The organism is Wenyingzhuangia heitensis, from assembly GCF_011762155.1.
GTDB classification, from domain to species: Bacteria; Bacteroidota; Bacteroidia; order Flavobacteriales; family Flavobacteriaceae; genus Wenyingzhuangia; species Wenyingzhuangia heitensis.
The window spans coordinates 283,503-300,696 of sequence record NZ_JAASQL010000003.1; the positions used below are offsets into that span (position 1 = coordinate 283,503).

The window sequence follows — 17,194 nt, forward strand, 5'->3', positions numbered from 1 at the left end:
CTTAAAGAAGATTGTTAAAAAACAATATGGTTTCTTTAATATGTGTTTCCCAATAAATCCATTCGTGCTTTCCAGGGTTTTCTTTATAAATATGGGGAATTCCCTCTTTTTTTAATTCTTGATGTAATGTTCTATTTCCTTCAATTAATTCGTCATCAACACCACAATCAAACCTAAACGGAGGCAAATTATCTTTGTGTTTTAAAGCTGTTTTTAAGACCGAAATATTTTCTGAAATACTTTGTTGATATGCTTCTAAATCCTCTTCTACAAATAATTTCATCTCTTCTAAAACCGTAATAGAAGACAACCCAGAGACTCCCGTAAATTTATCGTGATGTTTTAAACCTATTCTTAAGGCTCCAAACCCTCCCATAGATAATCCAGAAATAAACAACTTAGATTTTTCTGATGCTTGAGGAATTAACTCTACCACAGCATTAATCACATCTTCTACAATCCATTTTTCAAAATTAACTCCTGTATAATGAGGCACATATCCACTACCATCACCCCACAAGCCATCAGAAGGCATTACCACAATCATAGGTTCAATTTCTCTAGCTTCAATCCACGATTTCATTTTTAAATGAATTCCTGTTTTTTGAGACCAAATCCAATGACTACCATATACACCATGCAATAAAACAACAATAGGTAAATCTGAATATTCTTTATCCGAAGGAACAAAAACACTTAAGTCTCCCCTCCCTTTTAAATTGTTACTTTTTACAGTAATATATCTTAAATTATTAGATTCAAATTGAGCATCAGATAGCTCTGTAGTTCTAAATTTTGACATTATTTAATCGAATAAAATTACACCTTTTGCATTTTTACCTGCCAACATATCCTTGAAAGCCTGTTCTAAATCTTCAAATTTATAGGTAGTTGTTACCATTTCATCTAACAACAAATCACCTTTTTGATATAGATTTAATAAAATAGGAAAATCTATTTGCGGTCTACACTTACCATATAAAGGATTGATATAAATTTTATCCCACTCAAATAATTGCATATCTATAGTAACCTCTTCTTCAATACCACTAACCTGTACAGCTGTTCCCGCATTTCTAATCATCGCTAAAGGAGCAGCTCCTAAAGCAGGGATTGCCGTACACTCAAAAGCATAATCTGCACCTCCATTCCCTGTAATTTCTTTTACTTGTGCCGTTGCGTTTTGTAAATTTTTATCATTTCTATCAGCTTGAATGGTATGAGTAGCACCAAATTGTTTAGCCATTTCTAAACGAGTAGGATTGGTGTCTATTGCTATAATTTTAACGGCACCAGAAATTCTAGCTCCTTGTATTACATTTAAACCAACACCCCCATTACCAATTACAGCTACGCTAGAACCTGGTTTAATTTGAGCAGTGTTTACCGCAGACCCATAACCCGTCATCACTCCACAACCAATAATGGATGCCGAACTAAAAGGAATTTCTGTATTGTATTTTACCACAGCCTGCTCTTTCACAACAGTGTGTGTTGCTAAAGTTCCTATATTAAAAGATCTTTCTATTCCTTTTCCTTGATACAAGGTGCTTTCTAATCGTGCGTGACCTTTGGATACTTCACCATCAGGCAAATTATCACCTGCAACTACAGGTGAATTATTTTCACAAATATGTTGATTTTGTTCTTGACATTGGAAACAAGTACCACAAGGAATAGCCCAGTTTAAAATAACTTTATCTCCTGGCTGTACAGATTTCACGTTTTCTCCAACAGCCTCAACCACTCCTGCACCTTCATGTCCTAAAATAATAGTTCGCCCCCATGTTAAAGAATCATGGTCTGTATGACACAATCCTGCTGCCAAAATTTTAACCAAAACCTCATCTCCTATCGGATTTTTTACTTCAATTTCTTCTATAGAAAACTTTCCATCTCCTTTTGCTATGGCTGCTTTTGCTAACATGTTCTTTATTTTTTGGTGAAATTATCATTTATAAACCACCTTAAATTACACTTTATTAACAAATAATTATACTTAACTATAAAAAGGAAGCTATAAAACACAAAAAAACCTTACTAAATTAATAGTAAGGTTTTAAGTGAGCCCTGAAGGATTCGAACCTTCGACCGCCTCCTTAGAAGGGAGGTGCTCTATCCAGCTGAGCTAAGGGCCCGTAGTTTTTATGTTTCTACGAAAACATTTTGTCGGGGTGGCAGGATTCGAACCTGCGACCTCCTCGTCCCAAACGAGGCGCGATGACCGGGCTACGCTACACCCCGAGTAGTCATCATTTTAAAGCGGAGAGACAGGGACTCGAACCCTGGCGACAGTTACCCGTCGACAGTTTAGCAAACTGCTCCATTACCACTCTGGCACCTCTCCTTAAAGTATGAAACATACTTCGTTTAGCGAGTGCAAATATATAAGATTAGTTAAATGCTTGCAACCTTTTTTTATTTTTTTTTACTCTGGATACTCAATTCTTACATGATAGATGTTTTTAAGCTTTTTCTTAATCACTTTTTTAACACTTTCTATCTCCTTTAAAGTAATATTTGCATTTAAAAACTGTCCTTCTGATTTTTGTTTTTCAACAATACGTTCTATTAGGCTATCTATAGCTGTAGCAGTAGGTTCAGACAGACTTTTAGAGGCTGCTTCGGCTGCATCACACATCATTAAAATACATGTTTCTTTAGAAAATGGTATAGGTCCTGGATATCTAAAATCGTCTTGGTTTACTGTTTCTGGATTTTGCTCCATCTCTTTTTTATAAAAATAATATACCAAACTAGTTCCGTGGTGTGTTCTAATAAAATCAATAATTCTGTCTGGCAATCTATATTTTTTAGCCAATTCTATCCCTTCTATGGTGTGTCCTATAATAATTTTAGCACTGTCTTTAGGAGATAATTCGTTATGTGGGTTTACACTTGTTGATTGATTTTCTGTAAAATAAAAAGGGTTTAATATTTTTCCTATATCATGATATAGTGCTCCTGTTCTTACCAACATTACATTGGCTTTAATTTCATTCGCTGCAGCTTCGGCTAAATTAGCGACTTGCATGGAGTGCTGAAAAGTCCCTGGAGCTTTTTCGTTTAACTCTCTTAACAATAAACTATTGGTATTAGACAATTCTAACAAAGTGATATCGGACACCAAGCCAAATAATTTTTCGTACAACCAGATTAAGAACACAGACAAAAATGACAATACTCCATTTAAAGCAAACAATACAAAATAACTGCTCTTTATTTGACTTATTCCACCCTCATGAATTATATAAAAAGCCAAATAAGTAAGCATATAAACCAAGGTTATTTTAATAACCGAAATAAACAAGTTTCCTCTTTTATGAATATCAGACACCGTTAAAATAGTTACAAAACCTGCAATAGTTTGTAAATAGATATACTCAAAACTATTGGGAACTACAAAACCAAGCATTATTACCATCAATAAATAAGAAAACATAGCTACACGAGCATCAAAAAAAGCTTTCATAACTATAGGCAAAATACACACAGGTACTACATATAAATATTCTGTTTGTTGTTTTATCATTAGTGTTTCTAAAAACACCATTAACAATACGTTTAAAAAGATAAAGGTTACTTGTGTATTGTTTTCATAAATTTCTTTTCTATCTAAATACAAAAACAACATTAACATTCCCATAGCTAAAGAAACTAGAATAATGTAACCTGTAAGAATCCATCTATAATTCTTTTTTGTCCATATTTGAGACTTGTATTCTTCTTTTAAGGAATTTAAAACTTCTAACTTTTTTCCTTCCACAATATCTCCCCTAGCTATAATTAACTCTTTGGTAGATACTTTTCCTTTGGTATAAGATATTGATGAAAGTAATTCTTTTAAGTCTTTATTGGTATACACCTCATCAAAAAATACGTTGGGTACTAAAACTTCTGACAATATATTTGTAATAATACTTTTGTATGTATAGTCTACCTGATCTTTTAGTGTAGTGTTAATTAAAGGCAATATTTCATCTGGAGTAATCATTTGACCAAAAACCATTTTACTAACCTCTTGTTGTTTTCTAATAAAAACCATTTTATCAGAAGCCCCCCCTTTTTTTATACTTGTATCTACAAAACCTTTGTTATAAATAAAACTAATTAAATCTATAGCAGTTGCTTTGTAAATTTGAGTATTAAAATTATTAACAAGTCCTTTGTCCTGAATAGATTCATCGTAAAAACTTTTAAACTTCTTTTTTACATCTAATTCTATATTTTCTTTGTACTCGTAATATACAGTAGATTCGTTAGTCAGCTCCTCTTTTTCCTTTGAAATCTCTTCATCAGTTTTCTGAATTGCAAAATCAAAAGGAGCTAATAAATTTTCATATTGCCAGGGTTTTCCTTTTTGAAATTCATACTTAAACTTCCCTCCTTTTGGAAAAAAATAAACAATAGAAAAAACCACTATTACAAACAAAAAGATCTTGTAAATAATGGATTGATTTTGATAGATACGATTAATGATATTTTTCATTAAGTGATTTTGATATTACTCAAAAATAAACAATTAATTTTTGTAAATTAATATACTATTAATCTGTTTCTATTATGTCTGAAAAAATTGTAATTGTTGCTGCTAAAAGAACTCCAATTGGTAGTTTTACTGGAAGTTTATCTACCATAACAGCTCCTAAGTTAGGTGCTATTGTTATAAAAGGAATTATTGATGAACTAAAAATTCCATCAAACTTAATAGAAGAAGTGTACCTAGGAAACGTTTTACAAGCTGGCCTAGGACAAGCTCCTGCTAAACAAGCTGCAATTTATGCAGGATTAAAGAATACCGTTCCTTGTACCACGGTTAACAAGGTTTGTGCATCGGGTATGAAAGCCATTTCTATGGGAGTGCAAGCCATTAAAGCCGGAGACAGAAAAATTGTTTTGGCGGGAGGAATGGAAAACATGTCTTTAGTTCCTCATTATAGCTATGAAAGAACTGGACAAAAATTAGGCAACAAAACTTTAGAAGATGGCCTATTAAAAGATGGTTTGATAAATGTTTACGATGAACAACACATGGGAGTTTGTGGTGATTTATGTGCCAAGACTCACAAAATCTCTAGAGAAGAACAAGACACATTTGCCATTCAATCTTATCAAAAATCTATACAAGCACACAATGAGGGGAAATTTAAAAACGAAATTATTCCCGTTACATATTTCGATAAAAGAAAAAACAAAATTGTAATAGATAAAGACGAAGAGTTTTTAAACTTTAAACCTGAAAAATTTCCCTTACTAAGACCTGCTTTTTCTATAGACGGAACCGTAACTGCAGCCAACGCATCTACTCTAAATGATGGAGCTGCAGCGCTACTAATAATGACTGAGGAAAAGGCAAAACTACTAAACCTTCAACCTTTGGCAGAAATTATAGCTTACGAAGATACAGCCACAGAGCCTGAGTTATTTACTACCGCTCCTGCTATAGTAATTCCTAAAGTTTTACAAAAAGCGAATTTAAAATTAGACACTATAGATTGTTTTGAACTAAACGAAGCTTTTTCTGTAGTAGGTATTGCCAATGCCTCTATTTTAAAAATCCCTATGCATAAAATAAATAAAAATGGAGGAGCAGTATCACTTGGTCATCCTCTTGGTTGCTCAGGTGCAAGAATTGTTGTTTCTTTGATAAACGTTTTAAAACAACAGCAAGCCACCTATGGACTTGCAGCTATTTGTAACGGTGGTGGTGGAGCTACTGCCATGATTATTAAAAACATTTTATAGTCTAGTATATTTATAAATGGAGTACGGTATTTGTAACCTTAGTATTGTTCCTTTAAGATTAGAACCCTCAGATGTTTCAGAGATGGTCTCTCAAGTATTACTAGGCGAACATTTTAAAGTCTTAGAAATTAGAAATAAATGGAGTAAAATTCGTTTGTCTTTTGATAGTTATGAAGGATGGATAGATAACAAACAGTTTTTATTAATTCCTGAAGAAGACTACAAAACACTAGATCAATTACCTTTATTTTTATCGAATGATTTGATCAATTTTGCTGAAGATCAAAAACAATTACTTACCCATGTACTTATTGGTTCTAATTTACCCTTGTACAAACAGAATACCTTTAGCATTGGCGACAATAAATTTTCTATTGAAGGAACTATTTTTACAGGCAAACAAGCCAAAGAAAATATAGTAACTACTACTTTGCAATTTTTAAACACTCCTTATTTATGGGGAGGGAAATCTCCTTTAGGAATTGATTGTTCTGGACTAAGCCAACTAGTATACAAACTAAACGGATACGCTTTAAAAAGAGATGCCAAAGACCAAGCTACTCAAGGTGAGGTTTTAAGTTTTATAGAAGAAAGTGAACCTGGAGATTTGGCTTTTTTTGACAATGAAGAAGGTAACATTATTCACGTAGGAATTATGATGGCCGACAACTATATTATTCACGCTCACGGAAAAGTAAGAATTGATAGACTAGACCATTTAGGTATTTACAATGTAGACACCAAAAGACATACACATAAACTTAGAGTGATTAAAAAAATCATCTAAAAACCTCTAAAACTTAAATATGAATTGGCTCTTAATTATTATTGCTGGTTTGTTTGAAGTCGCTTTTGCAACCTGCCTAAACAAAGCCAAAACTGCTTCTGGGAACGATATTTACCTTTGGTATTTAGGATTTTTAATTTGCCTAAGTATTAGTATGATTTTACTAATTAAAGCTACACAAAACTTACCCATAGGAACTGCTTATGCAGTATGGACTGGTATTGGTGCTGTTGGAACTGTATGCGTAGGAATATTTGTTTTTAACGAGCCTGTAACTTTTTGGAGAGTCTTTTTTATAGTTACACTTATTGGTTCTATTATCGGTTTAAAGTTTGTAACTCATTAAAAGTTTACTAAAACTCCATCTCTTTACAAGTTGAAGACACTACCAAATCTCCTTCTGTTACACTTTTAACATATTCTATACCAATATTAGGAGCAGTCTCTTGCAACACAAACTGATTGTTTTCTACAGTTAGTAAACCTAAATTGGTTACAATTGTTTTTACACAACCCACACCTGTTAACGGCAAACTACATTGCTTTAATAATTTAGATGCTCCTACTCTGTTGGTATGCATCATGGCTACAATAATATTTTCGGCACTAGCAACTAAATCCATAGCACCTCCCATTCCTTTTACCATTTTACCCGGAATTTTCCAATTGGCAATATCTCCGTACTGAGAAACTTCCATGGCTCCCAAAACGGTTAAATCTATATGTTGTCCTCTAATCATTCCAAAACTTAATTCAGAATCAAAAAAAGAAGCACCAGGTAAAGTTGTTATGGTTTGTTTTCCTGCATTGATTAAATCTGCATCTACTTGTTCTCTAGTCGGGAAAGCTCCCATTCCCAAAACCCCATTTTCACTTTGGAACTCCACATTAATTCCGCTAGGAACGTAATTTGCCACCAAAGTCGGAATTCCAATTCCCAAGTTTACATAAAAACTATCTTGCAGCTCTTTAGATATTCTTTGCGCTATTTGTTCTTTGGTCAACATACTTATTCAGATAAAGTTAATTTCTCAATTCTTTTCTCATATTTTTCTCCTTGAAAAATACGTTGTACAAAAACTCCAGGTACGTGAATTTCATTAGGATTTAATTCTCCAACAGGAACTAATTCTTCTACCTCAACTACATTTATTTTTGCCGCTCCACACATTACCTGATTAAAATTACGTGCCGTTCCTTTAAATATAAGATTTCCTGCTTCGTCTCCTTTCCAAGCTTTTATTAAGGCAAAATCAGCTTTTACAGCATATTCTAACAAATATTGTTTTCCATTAAACTCTCTTACCTCTTTTTCTTCGGCCACTTCTGTTCCCACTCCTGCAGGAGTAAAAAATGCAGGAATCCCCATTTTTGAAGATCGGCAACGTTCTGCCAAAGTTCCTTGCGGAATCAATTCTACTTCAATTTCACCACTTAACATCTGCCTCTCAAATTCATGATTTTCTCCTACATAAGACGATACCATTTTTTTAATTTGATGTTTTTGTAATAACAAACCCAATCCAAAATCATCAACTCCTGCATTGTTAGACACACAAGTCAATTCTTTTATATGTAGTTGTACCAATTCTGCAATTGCATTTTCTGGAATACCACACAAACCAAAACCTCCTACCAATAAGGTCATGCCATTAGCAATACCGGTTAAAGCTTCTTTTACAGAATTTACTTTTTTAGAAATCATATCTTTTAAAATTGGATGTACTTAAATATAAGAAATATTAAGGATTCTATTTTAGTCTTTCCCACAAAAAAAGGGCTGTTATGTATAAACAACAGCCCTTTAAACAAAAAATATTTTCTTTAAGATTCTTTTACTTCAATTAAATGTTCTGATTTTGCGACCAACACAGCTTGCTCTATGTTTTTAACTCTTAATTTTCTCATAATATTTAAACGATGAGATTCTATAGTCCTTATACTTAAATTAAACTCTTCTGATAAATCTTTATTGCTTAATCCTTTTGCAATTTGCTCTAAAATCTGGGTTTCTCTTTTAGACAATCTAAAGCCTTTTTCTACCTCAACAGAATTAGAAATAGTTTCTCCATTAGGTTGTTTTCTAAAACTATTAATGATGATATTACTTGTGTCTCCAGAAAAGTAAAGTTTGCCTTCTGATACTTTTCGAATCGCTTTTAAAAAATCTTTATTAGATTCATCTTTTAAAATATAACCGTGTGCTCCCATATTTACAGCCTTTAAAATATAATCATCTCTATCATATAAAGACAGAAACAATATTTTAACATTGCTACTTTTACGAAATAATTCCTGAGAAGCATCTAATCCGCTGTATTGTGGCATAGAAATATCCATCAACACAATATCCGGTTGAAACTGATCGTATTTTACAATTGCCTCATAACCATTACTAGCTTGCGCAACTACTTCCATATCATTTTCACTATCTATCAACTGTTTTACACCATGACGAAAAATTTCATGATCATCAACTAACATGATTTTTTTTACTTTCATAAAATTTACTTTTTCTTAAATTTCTTCTAAATCCAAAGATCTATCTATTGGTATTTCAACCTTAATTACCGTTCCTTTTTCTAATTCAGAATTAATTAAAAGCTTAGCATTTAACAACTCTACTCGCTCTTTTATATTTCTAATTCCGTGTGTGTTATTTTTAACTTCAAATATGTGATTGCTATCATAACTAAAGCCCACTCCGTTATCTCTTATTTGTAAAGTTATAAATTCAGCATCAGACTCTATAAACACCGTTATTTTTTCTGCCTTAGAGTGTTTTACAGCATTGTTTAATGTTTCTTGTACAATTCTATAAATAGCAATATCTCTTTCTGGTAATTTTTCTTGAATATCATAATGATCTTCATACACAATATTATAGCCTGTATTTTTTCTGATATTCTTAATCAAATCTGACAAAGCAGATTTTAAACCAAAGTCTTCTAAAATATTAGGTTGCAATTCAAAACAAATTCTACGAGTTTCATTTACTATAGAATGAATTAGCTGATACAGCAAACTTATTTCTTTTACATTTTTTGGATTTTTTTCTTCTAAAAACTCTACTTGAATTCGCAATGACGTAAGCATTTGTCCAATACCATCGTGAATTTCTGCTGCTACTCTTTTGCGTTCTTTTTCTTGACCAATAAGTGTTGCTTTATTTCTTACTTTCTGAATTATTTTTTGTCTTCTTAATTTCTCTTCACTTAACAAGCGTAATTCTTCTTCTGTTTTTTTTCTTAAAGTAATATCAAAACCTATCACCAAAAACTGATCTACTTCACCTTTTTTATTAATTACAGGCATTACCGTTACGTCTAACCAAAATCCAGTTCCATCAGATGCATGATCAAAAATTTCTCCTTGCCAAACTTCTTTTCTTACCTCATTAGATTTTATATGCTTATAAATAATACTTTCATCACCACCCATATTATTGTAAAAAATAGGCTTTCCTATTAAGGTGTTCATATTGTATTTGGTTACATGACAATATTTATCGTTCGCATAAATAATATTTCCATCAGCATCTATTTTTACCAAATATGATGCTTTTTCTAAAGCAAAATTAACCTCTCTTAATTCGTTATGCGATTGCTCTAAAATTTTATTATTCTCCTTTAATGCTTTTGCTAATTCTTTGGCTTTTTCTTCAGATTCAATCAAACCACTAAAACTTATTTTTATTTTATTAGCCAACGGAATAAAAATGAAAAAAGCTTCTAACATCAACATTAAAAACACAATTCCCAACAAAGTATATTCAATTTTTTTTAGGTCAGCTATGTTGGTTCTAGAAATTCTATCGTAATCAAAAACAATCATTTCCATGCCTAAAAAGTAGGAATATTCGTTTTCTAAAATTGTATTTATATAAGGTTTTATGATAGATAAATTTTTTATATCTCCTTCTTCCATTAATTCGACAACTGCAGAACCTGCATTTAAAATACTTCTATAAGGCCTGTCAATAATCTTATAAAGTTCAAACATATCAAGGTTTTTATTCTTAGGAAGGCTTAAAAACTCATTTCCCAACAACAAACTCTCGTGTGTGTTTTTCCACTGTAAAAGTGTAGTTTCAAAATCTTTACTTGTTGTTTTTAAATTTTCCCCGTTTAACAATTTTAAGCTTAATTTGGCTAAAGCCTGCGAGTTAGTTCTTAGTCTTGCTGCGTAATTAATTAAATGAGAATCGTGAATTTGGTTGTCTAAATGTTTTTGTATTAATACTTGACTAATTAGCGTGATAACTGCAATTACAGACAAAGCCAATAAATATAAAACATGATATTGTTTTAATGTATTATTTGCACTTTGTGGAATAGTATCAATAGATGTAGATTTCATTTATAATAAAAAATTGTTACATCGCAAATATACTTAAGTAAAAAATAACATTCACTGCGTTTCATCAGTTAGATCCTGTTAAAAAACAGGTATAACAACTAAAGTATTCTCTATATTTGCCACAAATTACGTACGTAATATGAGTTTACAAACACAAATTGTACTAAAAAACATTTATGGAATTACAAAAGCGACAACCATTCGTAATCAAAAACCCATAAAAATTCTTAGTCCAAAATCTCACAAAACAAACTGCCACTTAACCACTACAAATTATGGAGGTGGATTTGTGCAAGGAGACTACGTAAAAATTAATATAAAAGCCAATGCTGATACTACTTGTGTGTTAACCTCACAAGCCAACAATAGAGTTTATAAATCTGAAAACGGAAAAACATGTAGTATTTATCAAGAAATTGAACTGAAGAACAACACTCACTTTTTTCTTTTAAACGACCCTTTAGTTTTACAAAAAGATAGCAAACTAAACCAATACCTATCTTGTAAAATGGCTCAAAACAGTTATTTTGTATTATTAGATTGGGTAAGTGTAGGTAGAGTCCAAAGTAACGAAAACTTAGAGTTTGATTCTTTTTATTCGGAAGCACAAGTTGTTTATAATGGTAAAAAAATACTGTTAGATAAATTCTCTTTACGCCCTAAAGAAAATGATTGTACCTCTCCAGGTATTTTAGCAAACCACACTACTTTTATCAACTTATATATAATAGGCGAAACCCATAAATGTTTATTGATTTTGGAGCATTGTAAAAATGTAATACAACAATGGTTGCAGACAGAAAGCAAACCTCAACCCACATTTGTAGTTTCTGCAGACACCATAAACCCTAATTTACATATTTTAAGAGCATCGGCCACCGAAACACTTATTTTATGGAGATTTGTAAAAGAGATTAGCACTATTTTAACTAAAAAAGAACTGTTAGATTTTAACCCTTACGAAAGAAAATATTAACTATGATAACCAACGAATTACAAATACTTTTAAGCACCGCTATTTCTATTGGAGTAATACACACTTTAACAGGACCAGATCATTACGTTCCTTTTGTAGTAATGGCAAAATCTAAAGGGTGGTCTTTAAAAAAGACATCATCTGTTACTTTAATGTGTGGATTAGGTCATGTTTCTAGCTCTATTATTATAGGAATTATTGGGATTCTTTTTGGTGTGGGTATCTCTAAAATTGAGTTTTTAGAAAGCCAAAGAGGAAATATTGCAGGGTGGTTGTTTATTATTATTGGAGCTTTGTATTTGGTTTTTGGAATTGTAAAAAGTCTAACACATCAACATTCACATTCGCATAAATTGCCTAAATTTTTATCTAAACACACCAACTCTAAAAGAATATCTCCTTGGTCTTTATTTCTGATTTTTGTTTTTGGCCCTTGTGAAGTTTTAATTCCCATGTTAATGTATCCTGCTGCTCATGAAAACACCACTGCTATTTTATTAGTTTCTGTTGTTTTTAGCTTAGCAACTCTTTTAACCATGCTTGCAGTAGTACTACCCTTATCTTTTTTAACGGTAAAAGTTCCTTTTAAAAACATACACAAATACAGTAATGTATTAGTAGGTCTTACATTATTAACTTGCGGAATTTCCATTATATTTTTAGGCTTGTAACAAAAAAGGGAAGCCTTTACAGCTTCCCCCTTTATCATGAAAATTTTATTGTTTTTCTAGTCTTCTAAAGCATGTTTTCGGGCATGTAACACGTGATCTATAATTGTATCTACATTGTATCCTTCGTATGCTTTTGCAAATACAAAAGGTCCATTACCACGCATTTTTTTAGAATCTCTATCCATTACATTTAAATCTGCATGCACCAATTCTGCAATGTCAATTTTATTAATTACTAATAAATCTGCTTGTGTAATTCCAGGTCCTCCTTTTCTAGGAATTTTGTCTCCTCCAGAAACATCAATCACGTAAATAGAATAATCTACCAATTCTTTACTAAAGTGAGCTGCTAAATTGTCTCCACCACTTTCTACAAATAAAATCTCTGTGTCGGGGAACTTTGCCATTAACTCTTCCAACGCACTTAAGTTTAAAGAAACATCTTCTCTAATAGCAGCGTGTGGGCAACCTCCTGTTTCTACACCTACAATTTTATCAGCCTCTAAAGCTTCATTTCTTGTTAGAAACTCAGCATCTTCTTTGGTAAAAATATCATTTGTTACGGCTGCAATTTTCATTTTATCAGACAACATCTGACAAATTTTTAACAACAATGCTGTTTTTCCTGTTCCTACAGGTCCGCCAATCCCAACGGTAAAAGCTCTCTTTTTAAAATCTCTATTTTCTACCTGTAATTCTCTGTTAGAGAAAAAACCTGGGTTTTCCCATGTCTCTTGATGATGTAATAACTCTTCGTAAATTTTCATAAAATTAATTTTGAAATAATTTTGTATATAAATATTGATGTGACAACTGACACAATTCCAACACATAAGCATTTTTACACGCTTTATCTACCTGAGGTATGGATGAAATGGTGTAGTTTTTAGCCACATAGCTTAATAATTCTTTTTGTATTTGATGCGATTTTGTAGGCCCTAAAGTACCTAATCTCACTACCACACTTAACTGATCTCTCACGTTCATAAACACAAACAACTCACAAATTTCTTGCACAGAAAAATCCAAGCTTCCTAAAGTTGCTGCAAAAACAATATGAAAATCTACATCTATGGTTTTGTACCAATCTAAATGAGGAACCTCAAACAGGTTTTTAATAATAGACAACCAGTTTTTACCCAAAACCATTCCTGATTTTTTTAAAGCAGGATTTAACAACATTGCGTTGTAATTGTCTGATAATTCTTGAAGCTCTTCAATAGTTCTTACGCTGCTTGCTTGTTTTACAAAAGCCAAATCAAACGCATACATTTGATCAATATATGATTTTAAATACTGGTTTAGTTCATCTACTGTATTTATTAACTGAGATTTTACAGCGTATTCCATTCCGTTAGAATAAGCAAACCCTCCAATAGGAAAAGCCGAATCTGCAAAATGTAATATTTGATACAAACGATAGTTTTGTTGTGCTTCCATTAAAACAAATTATACAATTGTGCCAATGGAACTTTTACTGCGGGTTCACAAGTTAAATGATGACCGTCTATCGTTACTTTATACGTTTCTGGATCTACAGCAATATTCGGAATCAAGTCATTATGCTTCATGTCTTTTTTCCCAATATTTCTACAGTTTTTGATGGCCACTACTTTTTTTGTAATGTCATAATTTTCAACCGTATCTACTGCTGTATTACCTACCAACACAAAAGAAGTTTGTCCAACAGCTTTTCCTTTAGCTCCAAACATAGGTCTAGAATAAAAAGGGCCTGGAGTAGGAATAGAAGCATTGGCATCACCCATTTGAGCTTGCACAATAGTTCCTCCTTTGACAATAATTTCTGTTTTGGCACCAAAAAACGCAGGTTTCCACAATACCAAATCTGCTAACTTACCCACCTCAACAGAACCTACCACATGAGAAATTCCGTGTGCAATAGCTGGGTTGATGGTATATTTAGATATATATCTTTTAACTCTTAAATTGTCATTTTCTGTATCTGTTTCTAATCTTCCTCTTTGTTCTTTCATTTTAGAAGCCGTTTGCCACGTTCTGCAAATTACCTCTCCTACTCTACCCATGGCTTGAGAATCTGAAGAAACTATCGACAAGGCTCCTAAATCGTGTAAAATATCTTCGGATGCAATGGTTTCTTCTCTAATTCTACTTTCTGCAAAAGCTACATCTTCGGGTATACTCTTATCTAAATGATGACAAACCATCAACATATCTAAATGTTCATCAATAGTATTTACTGTAAAAGGTCTGGTTGGATTTGTTGAAGATGGAATTACATTTTTTTCTCCACATAATTTGATAATATCTGGAGCATGTCCTCCACCTGCACCCTCTGTATGATAGGTGTGAATGGTTCTCCCTTTAAAAGCATCAATAGAAGCTTCTACAAAACCACTTTCGTTTAACGTATCTGTATGTATACAAACCTGAACATCTAATTCATCCGCAACAGACAAACAATTGTCTATAGCTGCCGGAGTAGAGCCCCAATCTTCATGTAATTTTAAACCACAAGCTCCAGCTTTTACTTGCTCCACAATGGCTTCTGGATGTGAGGTATTTCCTTTTCCTAAAAAACCAAAATTCATAGGAAATTCATCTGTAGCCTTTAACATAAACTCTATATGAAAAGCTCCAGGTGTACACGTAGTTGCGTTGGTTCCTGTGGCTGGCCCTGTTCCTCCTCCAATAAAAGTGGTGACTCCAGATGCCAAAGCCTCTTCTATTTGTTGTGGACAGATATAATGAATATGTGCATCTATTCCACCAGCAGTTACTATTAACCCTTCTGCAGCAATTACCTCAGTACTAGGCCCAACAATCATATCCGGATGTACTTGGGGCATAATATGCGGATTCCCACCTTTACCAATAGCTACAATATTTCCGTCTTTAATTCCTATATCTGCTTTTATAATTCCGGAATGATCTATAATTAATGCATTGGTTACAATGGTATCTAAACAATCTTTACGAGTTACGTTAGAGGCTTGCCCCATTCCGTCTCTTAACACTTTTCCTCCTCCAAACTTACATTCATCACCATATACAGTGTAGTCTTTTTCTACAGCTATTTCTAAACCTGTATCTCCTAATTTTATTTTGTCGTTATTGGTAATTCCAAACATGGCAGCGTAAGCCTGCTTGCTAATTTCTTTTGCCATAATTGCTTAGTTTACTTGTTTGTTAACTCTGTCCATAATAGTATCTACCGCAACATCGTCTACACAACCATTTACAAAATTATTTCCTCCGTAGATAATTTTACTTCCGCTTACTTCTACCAGCTCTACATTTTTGGTTTCTCCTGGTTCAAAACGTATAGCCGTTCCCGCTGGAATATTCAATCGATAACCGATACTGGCTTCTCTATTAAATTTTAAGCCAATATTTACATCTATAAAATTGTAGTGAGAACCTACTTGTATAGGTCTATCTCCAATATTTGTAACATCTAAATCGATGGTTTTTCTATTCTCATTTAATAATATAACTCCTTCACCAATTTCCATAGCACCAGGATTGCTATCCATTACATTGTCTATAGAAATTTTTGTTTTTGTTTTTTGTAGACCCGATCCATACAAAGCCCAATCGTTATTTAAGTTTACATCACAAACAGGTTCGTGCACCGTTACCAATTTGGTTCCATCAGGAAAAGTTCCTTCTATTTGCACGTCGTGAATCATTTTTTCTATCCCTGGCATTACCTCATCACAACCTATTATTTTTTTACCACGATCCATTAATTCTACCACAGAAACTCCCTCTCTAATAAATTCCAACAACTGTGTAGATATTAAAGCAATGGTTTCTGGGTAATTTAATAAAATACCTCTTGCGTATCTTTTTTGAGCCAAAACCCCCGCATTGTGAAGCATTAACTTATCTATTTCTTTTGGACTTAAATGCATTTGATTTTACTTTGATTCTGGTTTTATTGAAGGCATTATACTGATAAGTATGATCTTAACTCATCCATATCTATTTCTTTAGAAGCTCCTTCTTTTATGACTCTACCTCTATCTAAAATATAAAAATAATCTGTTAAGTATTTTGCAAAATCAAACTTTTGCTCTACCAATAAAACAGTCATTCCTTTGTCTCTTACCAACATTTTTAACACCTCCCCAATTTCTTGAATAATAGAAGGCTGAATTCCCTCTGTAGGTTCATCTAACAACAACAAAGTAGGATCTCCGCACAAAGCTCTTGCAATAGCCAATTGTTGCTGCTGACCACCACTTAAATTCCCTCCCATTCGGTTTCTAAATTCTTTTAGAATAGGAAACATAGTATAAATTTCTTCTTCTGGAATTTCTGCTTTTTTGTTGATATTTCCTTCTAATCCTATTTGTAAATTTTCATAAACCGTTAACTTGGGTAGAATTTCTCGTCCTTGTGGTACGTATCCAATTCCACCTCTAACTCTTTTGTACGTTTGTTTTTTATTGATGTCCTCTCCTTCAAAATTTATAGACCCTTTGGCCTCTCCCAACAAGCCCATAATGGTTTTTAGTGTAGTAGATTTCCCTACTCCGTTACGTCCCATAATTGTGGTAATTGTTCCTTTTTTAACCTCTAAATCTAATCCCCACAAAACTTGGCTTTCTCCATAAGAAACTTCCACATTTTGTAAAGACAATGTATTTTCTTTACTATTCTCCATTGATT

At 32.7% G+C, this 17,194-nt stretch carries 17 protein-coding genes and 3 tRNA genes; 5 read left to right on the forward strand and 15 right to left on the reverse strand.

Annotated elements, in window-relative coordinates:
- Position 1: 1 nt before the first annotated feature.
- From FHR24_RS12010 to FHR24_RS12035, 6 genes are all read right to left on the reverse strand, one after another.
- Positions 2-802: an alpha/beta hydrolase gene (locus FHR24_RS12010; protein ID WP_167189018.1), complete on the reverse strand. Its 801-nt coding sequence runs from the start codon at positions 800-802 to the stop codon at positions 2-4.
- Between the two features lie 3 nt (positions 803-805).
- The gene (locus tag FHR24_RS12015) at positions 806-1,927 is read right to left on the reverse strand and encodes a Zn-dependent alcohol dehydrogenase (RefSeq protein ID WP_167189021.1); all 1,122 of its coding nucleotides are present in this window, start codon (positions 1,925-1,927) and stop codon (positions 806-808) included.
- A gap of 137 nt (positions 1,928-2,064) precedes the next feature.
- Positions 2,065-2,138, reverse strand: a tRNA-Arg gene (locus FHR24_RS12020).
- A gap of 31 nt (positions 2,139-2,169) precedes the next feature.
- Positions 2,170-2,244: transfer RNA gene (locus FHR24_RS12025), tRNA-Pro, on the reverse strand.
- A 19-nt stretch (positions 2,245-2,263) separates the two neighbouring features.
- A tRNA-Ser gene (locus FHR24_RS12030) sits at positions 2,264-2,347 on the reverse strand.
- 81 nt (positions 2,348-2,428) lie between these two features.
- Positions 2,429-4,489, reverse strand: coding sequence for an HD family phosphohydrolase (locus tag FHR24_RS12035; RefSeq protein ID WP_167189024.1), 2,061 nt, complete (start codon positions 4,487-4,489; stop codon positions 2,429-2,431).
- Between the two features lie 74 nt (positions 4,490-4,563).
- Here FHR24_RS12035 and FHR24_RS12040 point away from each other — a divergent pair, with 74 nt between their 5' ends.
- The 3 genes from FHR24_RS12040 to FHR24_RS12050 are packed head-to-tail and all read left to right on the forward strand — an operon-like array spanning position 4,564 to position 6,878.
- Positions 4,564-5,745 (forward strand): acetyl-CoA C-acyltransferase, encoded by a 1,182-nt coding sequence (locus FHR24_RS12040; RefSeq protein WP_167189027.1) that lies wholly within the window; start codon positions 4,564-4,566, stop codon positions 5,743-5,745.
- A 16-nt stretch (positions 5,746-5,761) separates the two neighbouring features.
- Positions 5,762-6,532, forward strand: a complete 771-nt coding sequence (locus tag FHR24_RS12045; protein ID WP_167189030.1) for a C40 family peptidase — start codon at positions 5,762-5,764, stop codon at positions 6,530-6,532.
- A gap of 19 nt (positions 6,533-6,551) precedes the next feature.
- On the forward strand, positions 6,552-6,878 hold the full coding sequence (locus tag FHR24_RS12050; protein ID WP_167189033.1) for a DMT family transporter: 327 nt from the start codon (positions 6,552-6,554) through the stop codon (positions 6,876-6,878).
- Positions 6,879-6,885: 7 nt separating this feature from the next.
- Here FHR24_RS12050 and FHR24_RS12055 read toward each other — a convergent pair whose 3' ends face one another.
- The 4 genes from FHR24_RS12055 to FHR24_RS12070 form a co-directional block, all read right to left on the reverse strand.
- Positions 6,886-7,539 (reverse strand): 3-oxoacid CoA-transferase subunit B, encoded by a 654-nt coding sequence (locus tag FHR24_RS12055; RefSeq protein ID WP_167189036.1) that lies wholly within the window; start codon positions 7,537-7,539, stop codon positions 6,886-6,888.
- A 2-nt stretch (positions 7,540-7,541) separates the two neighbouring features.
- Entirely contained in the window at positions 7,542-8,237 is a 696-nt protein-coding gene (locus tag FHR24_RS12060; protein WP_167189039.1) for a CoA transferase subunit A, read from the reverse strand.
- Between the two features lie 119 nt (positions 8,238-8,356).
- Complete coding sequence (locus FHR24_RS12065) at positions 8,357-9,034, reverse strand: response regulator (protein WP_167189042.1); 678 nt, start codon at positions 9,032-9,034, stop codon at positions 8,357-8,359.
- Between the two features lie 15 nt (positions 9,035-9,049).
- Positions 9,050-10,891: a PAS domain-containing sensor histidine kinase gene (locus FHR24_RS12070; RefSeq protein ID WP_167189045.1), complete on the reverse strand. Its 1,842-nt coding sequence runs from the start codon at positions 10,889-10,891 to the stop codon at positions 9,050-9,052.
- Between the two features lie 139 nt (positions 10,892-11,030).
- On the opposite strand from FHR24_RS12070, the gene FHR24_RS12075 reads away from it, so the two are divergent.
- Together FHR24_RS12075 and FHR24_RS12080 are read left to right on the forward strand one after the other, a co-directional pair.
- Positions 11,031-11,867: an urease accessory protein UreD gene (locus tag FHR24_RS12075; RefSeq protein ID WP_167189048.1), complete on the forward strand. Its 837-nt coding sequence runs from the start codon at positions 11,031-11,033 to the stop codon at positions 11,865-11,867.
- A gap of 2 nt (positions 11,868-11,869) precedes the next feature.
- On the forward strand, positions 11,870-12,538 hold the full coding sequence (locus tag FHR24_RS12080; protein WP_167189051.1) for an urease accessory protein UreH domain-containing protein: 669 nt from the start codon (positions 11,870-11,872) through the stop codon (positions 12,536-12,538).
- 56 nt (positions 12,539-12,594) lie between these two features.
- Here FHR24_RS12080 and ureG read toward each other — a convergent pair whose 3' ends face one another.
- Genes ureG through urtE form a run of 5 tightly spaced genes read right to left on the reverse strand, consistent with a single transcriptional unit; the run spans position 12,595 to position 17,189 of the window.
- Positions 12,595-13,305, reverse strand: coding sequence for an urease accessory protein UreG (ureG, locus tag FHR24_RS12085; RefSeq protein ID WP_167189054.1), 711 nt, complete (start codon positions 13,303-13,305; stop codon positions 12,595-12,597).
- 4 nt (positions 13,306-13,309) lie between these two features.
- Entirely contained in the window at positions 13,310-13,978 is a 669-nt protein-coding gene (locus tag FHR24_RS12090) for an urease accessory protein UreF (protein WP_167189057.1), read from the reverse strand.
- Positions 13,978-15,684, reverse strand: a complete 1,707-nt coding sequence (gene ureC, locus FHR24_RS12095) for an urease subunit alpha (protein WP_167189060.1) — start codon at positions 15,682-15,684, stop codon at positions 13,978-13,980. The genes FHR24_RS12090 and ureC overlap by 1 nt, the downstream gene beginning before the upstream one ends.
- Positions 15,685-15,690: 6 nt before the next feature.
- On the reverse strand, positions 15,691-16,434 hold the full coding sequence (gene ureA / locus FHR24_RS12100) for an urease subunit gamma (protein ID WP_167189063.1): 744 nt from the start codon (positions 16,432-16,434) through the stop codon (positions 15,691-15,693).
- Between the two features lie 35 nt (positions 16,435-16,469).
- The gene (gene urtE / locus FHR24_RS12105) at positions 16,470-17,189 is read right to left on the reverse strand and encodes an urea ABC transporter ATP-binding subunit UrtE (protein WP_167189066.1); all 720 of its coding nucleotides are present in this window, start codon (positions 17,187-17,189) and stop codon (positions 16,470-16,472) included.
- Positions 17,190-17,194: the final 5 nt, after the last annotated feature.